Here is a 12,149-nt window from a genome sequence, read left to right on the forward strand (position 1 = left end):
ATCACGACACCCGCACGGACAGCCGACAACTGGACCCAGTATTCGGTCCCAGAACGGCGAATCGGCACTGATGTTAACCCTCGGAACCCCAAAATCGGTGCTGACCGTGACGTAGTCGACGCCGGTCGAATCCGGGTTGTCGCCAGGACGATTCGCCACCGGAGTGATCCAGCTCATCTGTACCCGTCGGTACCCGCGACCGGTCGGCAATAGCGCTGTCGGAGAAAGCGAGTCGGAGCGCCTCAGGTTATTGTTTGCCATCACTTGAGGGGGTGACACCGTCGCTGACGTGGATCTGTCGCTGAATGAGCGCGCCGAGGGCGCGGACCGGCGCGTCGTTCGGGAAGCCCGATTCGACGCCCTGGCGGTGGCGGCATTTGCCGTCGTGCTGTGCGCGGCCGGAGCCGCCCGGCCGTCGCTGTGGTTCGACGAGGCGGCCACCATCTCGGCGGCTACCCGATCGGTGCCCCAGCTGTGGGACCTGATCGGCCATATCGACGCGGTGCACGGGCTGTATTACCTCGGCATGCAGGGTTGGTTCGCCGTCCTTCCGGCAACGGAGTTCTGGTCCAGGTTCTCCAGCTGCCTGGCCATCGGTGGTGCCGCGGGCGGGGTGGTGGTTCTCGGGCGGCAGTTCAGCACCCGCACGGTATCGGTCTGTGCGGGAGTTCTTTTCGCGATGCTGCCCAGGATCACGTGGGCAGGTATCGAGGCCCGCTCCTACTCCTGGTCGACGCTGGCCGCGGTGTGGCTGACAGTTCTGCTCATCTCCGCCATCCGGCGCGACCGCGCCGCGCTGTGGCTGTCATATGGTGCGCTGCTGGCGGTTTCCACCGTGCTGAACATCTTCGCCGTGCTGATGGTGGTTCCGCACGCCGTGGCCGTCGCGATTCTCTGTAGCCGTCGTCGCACCCGCACCAGGTGGGTGTCCGTGACGGCGGCCGCGATGGTCGTCGTGGTTCCGTTCGTCTTGTGGTGTCGTTCGCAGAGCTTCCAGGTCGGGTGGATCTCACCACTTGGCCTGCATTCGGTGGCCGAAGTCCTGGTCAGGCAGTACTTCGATCACAGTGTGGCGTTCGCGGTACTGGCGGCCGCGGTGCTGAGCGCACCCCTGGTCGCCAGGCGGCTGCGGCCCACCGATGACGGCACCCGGCGGCTGGTGGTCGTGGCCGTGGTGTGGGTTCTCGCCCCGACGGTGGTGTTGCTGGCGTATTCGGCTGTTGCCCAACCGCTTTACTACCCTCGCTACCTCTGTTTCACCGCACCGGCGATGGCGTTGCTGCTCGCCGTGTGTGTGGTCGCGGTTGCGCGCAGCAGGGAGTGGGTCACTGCGATATTGGCGGTGTTCGCCGTAGCGGCGACGCCGAACTACCTGATGGTGCAGCGCGGCCCGTACGCCAAGGAGGGCATGGACTTCAGTCAGGTCGCCGACGTCATCTCGGCACAGTCATCCCCCGGCGACTGCCTGATCCTCGACAACACCACCGCGTGGAAGCCGGGTCCCATCCGCCCCCTCACCGCCGCCCGGCCGGCCGCGTACGCGGCCCTTGTCGACCCCGGTCGCGGTGCCCCGGCCTGGAAACGAAATCGGTTGTGGGATGCGCATCTCGGGATCTGGGGCGTCGCTGACGAAGTGCGTCGGTGCACGGTCTTGTGGACGGTGTCCGAGCGCGATCCCGCGGTACCGAGCCGACAGAGCGGAACAGGGCTGAAGCCCGGACCCCGACTGGACCGCGCCCCGGCCTATCAGGTACCCGAAAGTATGGGTTTCCACATCGTCGAACGCTGGCAGTTCAACTTCGCCCAGGTGGTCAAGTCCACCCGGTGAGTCAGTCGCGGCGGCGGCCGAAGTACATCTCCTGCGCCGTCGAGCAGACGAGTTGCCCGGCGCGGTTGTACAGCGTGGCACTGGCCAGGCCCCTCCCGTTGATGCCGCTGGGTGAAACCTCGTCGGACAACACCCAATCCGTCAGATCGGCCGGACGGTGGAACCAGATGGCCAGGTCGATCAACGCCGAGAAGACACTCACCTGGGTGGCGCGCCGCATCGTCACCGTCGTATCGAGCAATGCCGTGCCCGAAAAGTACGTCAGCAGACAGCTGTTGACGATCGGATCATCGGTGACCGGTTCGGCCGGGCGCCACCACATCCGGGTGCGCTCCGGTGGTTCCGGCAGATCGATCGCCAAGCGCGGCGGCGCGTCGATGTAACGCCGCTCGATCCACTGCGGACGCACCCAGTACCCGCCGGCCTCATCGGCGAACGCCTGCAACTGCTCCTCGACCGGGGGCAGGGTCTCGGGAGCGGGTACCTCGGGCGCGCGTTGCTGGTAGTCCGCGGCGTCCATATCGACGCTGAACGAGACGAGCGCTTCCAGCAACACCTCATCGCCCTGGCGGCCGATGACCCGGCGGGTGGACAACGATCCGCCGTCGCGCAAGCTGCTCACCTCCATCTGCACCGGATACCGGGCATCACCGGCCCGCAGCAGATAAACGTGCAGGCTGTGCGGCAATCGGCCGGGCACGGTGCGGCTGGCCGCCATCAGCGCCTGGGCGGCGATGTGGCCACCGACGATGTGATGGCTGGGGTTGTCCCGCTGTTCGGCGACGAACATGCCGTCACCCGACTCGAACAGGTCAAGCGTGGACAGGACGTCGGCAAGGGGCAACATGGGCACCGCAGCATTATCCGCGGTCCCCCGCCCGCTAGCGGGCGGGGGACCTCAGCCGAGCGAGTGACGGGATTCGAACCCGTGTAAACGGCTTTGCAGGCCGGTTCCTAGCCACTCAGACACACCCGCGTCAGTTGGTTACTCTGCCAGCCACGCCGGTGCGCGCCCATAGTTTCGATCGCAATGATCACTAACCGGCGTCGGTCTCCCCCACCGGCCTGCCGACCACCGGCCCGCCCTGAGGCCACCCGGCCGGCGAGTCCTCCCACGGCTCCTGCCGTCCATACGGGGTCAGGTCGAGGAAGGGATAACCCACGGCGCTGTGATCGAGTCCGCGGGCGAAGGTCGAGTAAGTATGGAAGACCTCGTCACCGCGGCGCAGAAAGACACTGGCTCCCGGCCAGTCACCGCGGAGGTCTTCGTCGTTGAAGCCCGCATCGTGGAGCTCGTCGACGGACTTGTAGTTGTATTCGATTGGCGCACGGGCCGGATCGAGCGTCACGTGGAAGTCGTAGGTGAAGTCACCGTCGCGCGACGAATACCACGGGAACGTCCAGCCGTGGGCGTCCCGGTAGGCCTCGATGCTGGCGTAGGGCGCCCGGGAGATGCAGGCGAACGCGACGTCCTTGCCGTGCAACAGGTCTCGATCCCCTTCGGTGAAGGTCAGATCGGCCGCGGCCGTGCAGCTTGGACAGCCTGCGTCGATCGCGTCGATCCACATGAAGTGGTGGACGTAGAGCTGGCTACGGCCCTCGAAGAGGTCTCGCAGCTTCACCTCACCGTCGGGCCCTTCGAACGTGTAGTCCTTCTCCACCTTCACCATCGGCAGCCGGCGCCGTTGGGCGTTGACGGCGTCGCGCAGGTGCGTCACCTCACGTTCGGCGGCCAGCAGTTTCGTACGCGCCTGTCGCCACTCGTCCCGGGTGACAACCTCTGGGTAGGCGTTGAGTGTCAATGGCATCGAATCGCTCCTCGTGTCGGTCCTATACGGGTGAGACTCGGGCCGGCGCCGAAACTCATCGCGCGCGAGCGGGGCACGGCAGTCAGGAGGGGCGGCCACCCGACCGGAACGAGGCGACAGCACCGACCGCCGCCAGCACCGCGAATGCCGCGAAAAGCCACCCCGCCACCGCGGCGTCTCCGGTATCACGGAGATTGACTACGACTCCGGCCAATCCCGCACCGAACGCACCGCAGATCAATTGCACGGTGTTGATCGCCGCCGCCGCGGCCGGGCCCTCGGCGGGATCGTCGACGCTGCCCATCGCCCAGGCCGACAGATGCGGCCACGCGATACCGATACCGGCTCCGGTGACCATCAGCGCCACCGCCCACGCCACCACCAGCCACGGCGTCATGCCGTCCCGGATCAACAACGCGCCGCCCGCCAATCCGACCGCCATCACGATGGGTGCGAACGCCACCGTCCGCACGATCACCCGCCGGTTCTGCAGCGACGCGCTGACGATCTCCCCCGCCGTCCAACCGACCGACAGCACCGCGCCGAAGAATCCCGCCATCACGGGCGTGAGGTGTCCCAGGCGTTGACCGAACAGCGGTACATACATGTCGACCATGGTGGCGGCCATCAGCACCCCGAGGCTCAGGTAGATCCACTTGAGTGGGCCCTGGCCGAATGTGCTGGGCGGCAACACCGATGCCCGAGCGCGACGGTCCACGAACAGGAACCCGGCCACCAGCGCCACCCCGACACCGAGCAGAGCTGCGGTCCCCCGCCAGTCGTGCGGAATACCCGCCACACTGACCGCCATGGCCGCGGCACCCAACAAGGCCAGCGACCACACCGGGATGCCGGGCGCCGGAGCCGATGCCGCACCCCTGGCCGGCAGTACGACGGGCACCAGGGCGGACATCGCAGCCGTCAGGATCACCAACACGCCGAAGGCCCACCGCCAGTGCCCGAACTGCGCGAACAGCCCACCCGCCGCCGGTCCGATCAGTGTGCCGACACCCCACATCGCCGACACCAACGCAGATGCCTTGGTCCACAACGTATTCGGCAACGCCGTGTTGATCACCGCATAACCCAGGCCGGCCAGCAATCCGCCGGCGAAGCCCTGCACGGTGCGCCCGACGAGCAGCACCTCCATGCTCGGGGCCAGCGCACAGCCCAAGCTTCCGGCGCCGAACACCGTGAGCCCCAACAGATATGCGTGCCGCGGGCCCATCCGCATCAGCATCGAGTGGACGGTGGTGGCAGCGATCACCGACGCAACCAGGTACACCGTCGTTACCCAGGCGTAGAACCGCTGGCCCCCGATCTCGGCCACTGCACTGGGCAGCAGGCTGATCGTCAGGAATTCGTTGGTGGCGTACAGCAGCACGCCGCCGGCCAACACGGTGGACGCGCCCAGGTACCGGGCGCCCAACAACTGCCGCCAGGTCCCGGTGTCGGGTGTCACGGTTTCGGTCACACCGATGACGCTAGAAGCTGAACCGCCGTTGAGGTCAACACCGGCTCACTTCAGGCCGGCCGCGTCCATCCCCCGCAACTCCTTCTTCAGGTCCTGGATCTCGTCCCGGATCCGCGCCGCCAATTCGAACTGCAGATCGCGGGCGGCCGTCATCATCTGCTCGGTCAGATCCTTGATCAGATCGGCCAATTCGGCACGCGGCATGTTCGTGGTGTCCCGGCCCTCCACGATGCCGGCGCTGACCGAACGCCCCGGCTCGCCTTGGGCGCGCCGGCCACGCGACGCATTGCGCCCCGAGCCGCCGACTTCGACCGACTCGGTGTCGTCCGCCTCGCGGTACACCTGGTCGAGGATGTCGGCGATCTTCTTGCGTAGTGGCTGCGGGTCGATCCCGTTCGCCTCGTTGTAGGCGACCTGCTTGGCGCGGCGGCGTTCGGTCTCGTCGATCGCCTGGCGCATCGAGTCGGTGATCTTGTCCGCGTACATGTGCACTTCGCCGGACACATTGCGTGCCGCACGGCCGATGGTCTGGATCAGGCTGCGCGTCGAGCGCAGGAAGCCCTCCTTGTCGGCGTCGAGGATCGCTACCAGCGACACCTCGGGAAGATCCAGACCCTCACGCAGCAGGTTGATACCGACCAGCACGTCGTACTCGCCGAGACGCAGCTGGCGCAGCAGTTCGACGCGCCGCAGCGTGTCGACCTCGGAATGCAGATAGCGGACCTTGATGCCGAGCTCCAACAGGTAGTCGGTGAGGTCCTCGGCCATCTTCTTGGTCAGCGTGGTGACCAGCACACGCTCGTCGCGCTCGGTGCGGGCGCGGATCTCGCCGATCAGATCGTCGATCTGACCCTTGGTGGGTTTCACCACCACCTGCGGATCGACCAGACCGGTCGGGCGGATCACCTGCTCGACGAACTCACCGCCGGCCTGACTGATCTCATACGCGCCCGGGGTGGCCGACAGATACACCGTCTGTCCGATCCGGTCGGCGAATTCCTCCCACGTCAGCGGCCGGTTGTCGACGGCCGAGGGCAGCCGGAAACCGAAATCCACCAGGTTGCGCTTGCGCGACATGTCCCCCTCGTACATGCCGCCGATCTGGGGCACCGTGACGTGGGACTCGTCGATGACGAGCAGGAAGTCCTCGGGGAAGTAGTCGAGCAGCGTCGCGGGTGCCGAACCCGCCGGGCGGCCGTCGATGTGGCGCGAGTAGTTCTCGATGCCTGAGCAGAATCCGACCTGCTTCATCATCTCGACGTCGTAGTTGGTGCGCATCCGCAGCCGCTGGGCCTCCAGCAGTTTGCCCTGCCCCTCCAGCTCGGCCAGCCGTGCCTCGAGCTCGGCCTCGATGGTCGAGATCGCATGCTCCATCCGCTCCGGCCCGGCCACGTAGTGAGTGGCCGGGAAGATCCGCAGTGAGTCGACCTGGCGAACGATGTCGCCGGTCAGCGGGTGCAGGTAATACAGCGCCTCGATCTCGTCGCCGAAGAACTCGATCCGTATCGCGAGTTCCTCGTAGGACGGGATGATCTCGACGGTGTCGCCACGCACCCGAAAGCTGCCCCGGGTGAATGCCATGTCGTTGCGGTTGTACTGGACATCCACCAGCAATCGCAGCAGCCCGTCGCGCGGCACCTCCTGGCCGACCTCCAGCTCCACCGAGCGGTCAAGGTAGGACTGCGGCGTGCCCAGGCCGTAGATGCACGACACCGAGGCCACCACGACGACATCGCGCCGCGACAGCAGGCTCGAGGTCGCCGAGTGCCGCAACCGCTCGACATCGTCGTTGATCGAGCTGTCCTTCTCGATGTAGGTGTCGGTCTGGGCGATGTACGCCTCGGGCTGGTAGTAGTCGTAGTACGAGACGAAATACTCAACGGCATTGTGCGGCAACATCTCCCGCAGTTCGTTGGCAAGCTGCGCGGCCAGCGTCTTGTTCGGCGCCATCACCAGGGTGGGCCGCTGCAGCCGCTCGATCAACCAGGCCGTGGTGGCCGACTTTCCGGTACCGGTGGCACCGAGCAGCACGACATCGCGCTCACCGGCCCTGATCCGGCGCTCGAGTTCGTCGATCGCCGCCGGCTGGTCACCCGCCGGGTCGTACTCACTGACCACCTCGAACTGAGCACCGGTCCGGACGAGGCCCTCTACGGCGTCGACAGCAGATCGGTACTCCGAATGCGCGAGCACAGGGTGTTCGGTCGCGAAGGCCATGCTCACCAGCGTAGAGCCGTGCACCGACAACTTCCGCCTGCGTTCACTCCCCGCGTAGTGTTGGGCGCATCCACCCACCCAAGCACGAGACATTCGACCTGGTGGCCCGCACGAACACCGATCCGAAAGGCATCGTGCGGGCCGTCGACGTCTACACCGTCGAGCCCTGGGGGCTGTACATGGCGCGGCCGACACCCGGCCGGGACCAGTTCCACTACCTGGAGTCATGGCTGCTGCCGTCGCTCGGACTGCGGGCCAGCGTGTTCCATTTCAACCCCGGCCACGAGCGTGACCAGGACTTCTACCTCGACATCGGCAGCTATACCGCCGGCCCGGCAGCCTGGTATTCCGAGGACCACTACCTGGACCTGGTGATCCGCACCGGGCGCGGCATCGAGCTGTGCGACGTCGACGAGCTGCTCACCGCGGTCCGCCACGGGCTGCTGAGTCCGGAGGTCGGCGAGCAGGCGGTGCAAACCGCGGCTACCGCGATCGAGGGCCTGGCGAGCTGCGGATACCACCTGGATCAGTGGCTGTCCGGCAACGGAATGGCCCTCACGTGGCGGGGAGCGTAAGGTCGGGATTCATGAGCTCAGCTAAGTACGCCTGGGGAGTCCTCCCCGCGCTGGCCGGACTGCTCACCGGCGCGCTGTTGATTCCCGCTGCGGCACAAGCCGACCCGGAGGCGCCGCCTCAGGTCGAACCGCTGCCCGACCAGCAGCTGCACAACGTCACCTACCGCGCCAGGATCGACGGCGTGTCGCGCAACGCAACCATCGCCTACAAGATCGACGACGACAACATCAACACCGCCGATCCGTCCATGCTGCCGGGGCGGATCTTCGAAGCCACCGGTGTGGTGTCCAACCCGGAGACCGCCGGAATGGCCGTCCGCATCGACTGGCCGTACTCGGCGAACCTGCACTGCGAGATCCTGGTGGACGACCAGGTCATCGCCCAGGCCGACACCTTCGTCGGCCCGCGATTGACCAGACCCAAGGATGATCCGAGCTACGGCAGCCTGCCCTGTGGCGCCCCGCTGAGCACCCCAATGCCGGGCAATGCCGTCGACACCACGCCGCCGCCCGTCGAACCCGCAGTCCCGGCGCCCGCGGAACCTGAGCCACCGGCCACCTAGCCGTCAGCGCTTCAACCAGGACTCGACCGTGTGCCGGGTGTCGTTGATATGCGCCGTCATCTGTGCGGCGGCCAGCTCCGGATCACGGTTCGCGATCGCTTCGAGGATCGACTCGTGGTAGTCGTTGGCGTTGGGCTCCAGGCGTCCGAAGATGGCACCGACCGGTAGCCACATCCTCCGGCGGGCGTCGGCCACCGCCTCCAGCAGCCGGTCGTTCTGCGTGGCCTGGGCGATGCCGAGGTGAAATGCGGAGTCGAGGGTCTGGAAATCCGTGGTGTGCTGAGCCGACTGGTCGTTCATCCCGGTCTGCAGCGCGACTTCCATGCCCTTGAGCAGCTTGCGCAGCCCGGTCACATCGGTGGCCCGGCGTCGCTCGGCCGCCAGTCGGGTGGCCCCGGTTTCGACGATGATGCGGTAGTCGAAGGCATCGCGGATCGCCCGCTTGTTGCGGCGCAGCTCCCCGCGCATCTGGGCCGGGTCGTAGTGCGGCGCCTGGACGGTGAACCCACCGCCGCGGCCGCGCCGCACAGTGATCAGACCCTCCTTTTCGAGGACCGCCACGGCCGCACGCACCGTGGTGCGAGACACGTCGAGCATGTCGGAGAGTTCACGTTCGGTGGGCAACCGGTCACCCGGCCGGAACTGACCGAGCTCCAGTGCCCTACGCATCTGGTCGACGACCAGCTCATGCGCGGCGATCTGACGAACCGGAACCAAGGCCGGTTTGGCTGGTGCCATGCGTCCCCCCTTCGGACGCTTCAGACGCTACCGCACCGCAGAAAAGCGGCCCATACACCTGACCACTGCACGGGAAAGTGCGAAATCTGGTGCGGCTCAGGGATCTAGGGTCGCCAGCCAGCCGTATCCGCCCACGCCCAGGCGCGTCGGTAGGCATCGAGGAACCACGGCTCCTTGGCCACGGCGTAGTCAGGAGTCGCCAGCGCGGCGCGCTTGGCCGCCAGGTAATCGGCCTGCACGCCCGGGTTGGCCCGCAGCCAGTCGACGAACATCAGCGCGAACCGCTGATTCGGCCGACCGTCCACCCGGATGTGGATATTGGTCGGCCGGCCCGGATCAGCCGACGCGTGGAAACGCTTCTGCCACAACGCCGGATCGTCATCGTGCGGTGTGTCGGTGGTGATGCCCGGCACCACGGGATAGCCTGCGATCAGCAACGCGTCGGCGAGTTCGTCGGCGACTTCCAGCGACCCGACGGTCACCTGCACATCGATGACATCCTTGGCGTCCATCCCGGGCACGGCGGTCGAACCGATGTGGTCGATGCGCACCGCACGGTGGCCGCAGGCCGTGTTGAGCCGGGCGATGATGCGGCGCGCCTGATCCGGCCAGGTCGCGTCGTAAGGCACCACGACGGGGTCGCGACGTGCCGGCTGCCGGACCTGCAGGTTGTGCGCGAAGGGCAGGATCCGCTCGTGCCAGAGGGCGCGAGCCTGCTCGACGACGGCGCCGGGGCTGCCCGAGTTGTCCAGCCACACATCGGCGACCGCGCGGCGCTGCTCCTCGGTGGCCTGCGCGGCGATGCGGGCGCGGGCGTCCTCCTCGCTGAATCCGCGATACTCGATGAGCCGCTTGACGCGCAGTTCCGCGTCGGCGTTGACGATGATGACCAACGGGAACATCGGCGCCATCTGAGATTCCACCAACAGTGGAATGTCCTCGACGATGACCGCATCTTCATGGGCCGCCGCGATGAGCTCCGACCGGCGGTGCGCCACCAGCGGATGCACGATCCCGTTCAGGGTGGCGCGCTTCTCGTCGTCGCTGAACGCGACCGCCGCCAGCGCAGGACGGTTCAGTGCGCCCTCGGGCAGCAGGATCCCGTCGCCGAACGCCTCGACCAGCCTGGCCAACCCCTCGGTCCCCGGCTCGACCACCTCGCGGGCGATGACGTCGCCATCGACGATGATGCCGCCGAGATCGCTGAATGTGGCCGACACTGTTGACTTTCCGGCGCCGATACCGCCGGTTAACCCGATGCGAAGCACGCCCAACAGTGTGTCAGGCCTCCGGAACGACGAACGCCCCGACCCAATGGGCCGGGGCGTTCGTTGCCAGAGTTACTTAGGCGTTGCCTGCGAGCTTCTCGCGCAGAGCGGCCAGCTGTGCATCGCTGGCCAGCGTGCCACCGGTGGACTCCTCAGACCGCGAGGAACCGTTGGACACCGGACGAGCAGCTTCCTCGGCCTCGGCCGCGGCGAACTTCTCCATCTGCGTGGTGTGCATCTTGTGCCGGCGCTCGGCCTCGGCGTAGCGGGCCTCCCACTCTTCCCGCTGCTTGTCGAAGCCTTCGAGCCATTCGTTGGTCTCGGCGTCGAAGCCCTCGGGGAAGATGTAGTTGCCCTGCTCGTCGTAGCTGTCGGCCATGCCGTACTTCGACGGGTCGAACTCCTCCGTGTAGTCCTCGTTGGCCTGCTTGAGGCTCAGCGAGATCCGGCGACGCTCCAGGTCGATGTCGATGACCTTGACCATCGCGTCGTCGCCGACCTGGACCACCTGGTCCGGGACCTCGACGTGGCGCTCGGACAGCTCCGAGATGTGCACCAGACCCTCGATGCCCTCTTCGACGCGGACGAACGCACCGAACGGCACCAGCTTGGTGACCTTGCCCGGCACGATCTGACCGATCGCGTGGGTACGGGCGAAGTGGCGCCACGGATCTTCCTGAGTCGCCTTGAGCGACAGCGAAACCCGCTCGCGATCCATGTCGACGTCGAGCACCTCGACGGTGACCTCGTCGCCCACCTGAACCACCTCGGACGGGTGATCGATGTGCTTCCAGGACAGCTCGGAGACGTGGACCAGGCCGTCGACACCGCCGAGATCGACGAAGGCGCCGAAGTTGACGATCGAGGAGACGACACCCTTGCGGATGGCACCCTTCTGCAGCTGGTTGAGGAACTCGCTGCGCACCTCGGACTGGGTCTGCTCCAGCCAGGCGCGGCGGCTCAGCACCACGTTGTTGCGGTTCTTGTCCAGCTCGATGATCTTGGCCTCGATCTCCTTGCCGATGTACGGCTGCAGATCGCGGACACGACGCATCTCGACCAGCGATGCGGGCAGGAAGCCGCGCAGACCGATGTCGAGGATCAGGCCGCCCTTGACGACCTCGATGACGGTGCCCTTGACGGCCTCGTCCTTCTCCTTGAGCTCCTCGATCGTGCCCCAGGCGCGCTCGTACTGAGCACGCTTCTTGGACAGGATCAAGCGGCCTTCCTTGTCCTCCTTGGTGAGAACGAGGGCCTCGACCTCATCGCCCACGGAAACGACCTCATTGGGGTCGACGTCGTGCTTGATGGAGAGTTCACGGGAAGGAATGACACCTTCGGTCTTGTAACCGATGTCGAGCAGAACCTCGTCACGGTCAACCTTGACGATGGTCCCTTCGACGATGTCGCCATCGTTGAAGTACTTGATGGTCTTGTCGATCGCGGCGAGAAAGTCCTCGGCCGAGCCAATGTCGTTGATGGCTACTTGCGGCGAGGTGATGGAGGGACTTGGCATGTGGTGGGTTGCTCCGGACAGGTTTACTCGTAGGGACAGTAGTGTTGCGGTATTGCGTTCGTGCTGATCCGTGACGGGTCTAACTGCGTGCACAGATACGTAACGAGGGTACTAGACCAGGCACACGCAGGACAAACCACCTACCCTGACGGCGGCTCGTGG

General features: G+C 66.4%; 10 protein-coding genes and 1 tRNA gene. 3 read left to right on the top strand and 8 right to left on the bottom strand.

The features are described 5' to 3' along the window. Positions 1-289 precede the first annotated feature (289 nt). Positions 290-1,828: a glycosyltransferase family 39 protein gene (locus AB0I14_RS15955; protein WP_358023039.1), complete on the top strand. Its 1,539-nt coding sequence runs from the start codon at positions 290-292 to the stop codon at positions 1,826-1,828. Position 1,829: 1 nt separating this feature from the next. Here the strand turns inward: AB0I14_RS15955 and AB0I14_RS15960 are convergent, their stop codons facing one another. The 5 genes from AB0I14_RS15960 to uvrB form a co-directional block, all read right to left on the bottom strand. Next, positions 1,830-2,675: an acyl-CoA thioesterase domain-containing protein gene (locus tag AB0I14_RS15960; protein ID WP_358024314.1), complete on the bottom strand. Its 846-nt coding sequence runs from the start codon at positions 2,673-2,675 to the stop codon at positions 1,830-1,832. Positions 2,676-2,733: 58 nt separating this feature from the next. Next, a tRNA-Cys gene (locus AB0I14_RS15965) sits at positions 2,734-2,804 on the bottom strand. A gap of 61 nt (positions 2,805-2,865) precedes the next feature. After that, entirely contained in the window at positions 2,866-3,636 is a 771-nt protein-coding gene (locus tag AB0I14_RS15970; RefSeq protein ID WP_358023042.1) for a DUF899 domain-containing protein, read from the bottom strand. 82 nt (positions 3,637-3,718) lie between these two features. Further along, on the bottom strand, positions 3,719-5,110 hold the full coding sequence (locus AB0I14_RS15975; RefSeq protein ID WP_358023045.1) for an MFS transporter: 1,392 nt from the start codon (positions 5,108-5,110) through the stop codon (positions 3,719-3,721). Between the two features lie 45 nt (positions 5,111-5,155). Continuing rightward, positions 5,156-7,327 (bottom strand): excinuclease ABC subunit UvrB, encoded by a 2,172-nt coding sequence (gene uvrB / locus AB0I14_RS15980; protein WP_358023048.1) that lies wholly within the window; start codon positions 7,325-7,327, stop codon positions 5,156-5,158. A 68-nt stretch (positions 7,328-7,395) separates the two neighbouring features. On the opposite strand from uvrB, the gene AB0I14_RS15985 reads away from it, so the two are divergent. Both AB0I14_RS15985 and AB0I14_RS15990 read left to right on the top strand, forming a co-directional pair. Then, positions 7,396-7,902, top strand: a complete 507-nt coding sequence (locus AB0I14_RS15985; protein WP_358024317.1) for a DUF402 domain-containing protein — start codon at positions 7,396-7,398, stop codon at positions 7,900-7,902. Between the two features lie 11 nt (positions 7,903-7,913). Further along, entirely contained in the window at positions 7,914-8,465 is a 552-nt protein-coding gene (locus AB0I14_RS15990; protein WP_358023051.1) for a hypothetical protein, read from the top strand. Between the two features lie 3 nt (positions 8,466-8,468). On the opposite strand, the gene AB0I14_RS15995 is transcribed toward AB0I14_RS15990, so the two are convergent. From AB0I14_RS15995 to rpsA, 3 genes are all read right to left on the bottom strand, one after another. After that, positions 8,469-9,203, bottom strand: a complete 735-nt coding sequence (locus AB0I14_RS15995; protein WP_358023054.1) for an FCD domain-containing protein — start codon at positions 9,201-9,203, stop codon at positions 8,469-8,471. A gap of 104 nt (positions 9,204-9,307) precedes the next feature. After that, positions 9,308-10,471, bottom strand: a complete 1,164-nt coding sequence (coaE, locus tag AB0I14_RS16000; RefSeq protein WP_358023057.1) for a dephospho-CoA kinase — start codon at positions 10,469-10,471, stop codon at positions 9,308-9,310. Positions 10,472-10,547: 76 nt separating this feature from the next. Next, complete coding sequence (gene rpsA / locus AB0I14_RS16005; RefSeq protein WP_358023060.1) at positions 10,548-11,987, bottom strand: 30S ribosomal protein S1; 1,440 nt, start codon at positions 11,985-11,987, stop codon at positions 10,548-10,550. Positions 11,988-12,149 lie beyond the last annotated feature (162 nt).

Origin of the sequence: Mycobacterium sp. NPDC050441, from assembly GCF_040655355.1 — a bacterium.
Lineage (GTDB): Bacteria > Actinomycetota > Actinomycetes > Mycobacteriales > Mycobacteriaceae > Mycobacterium.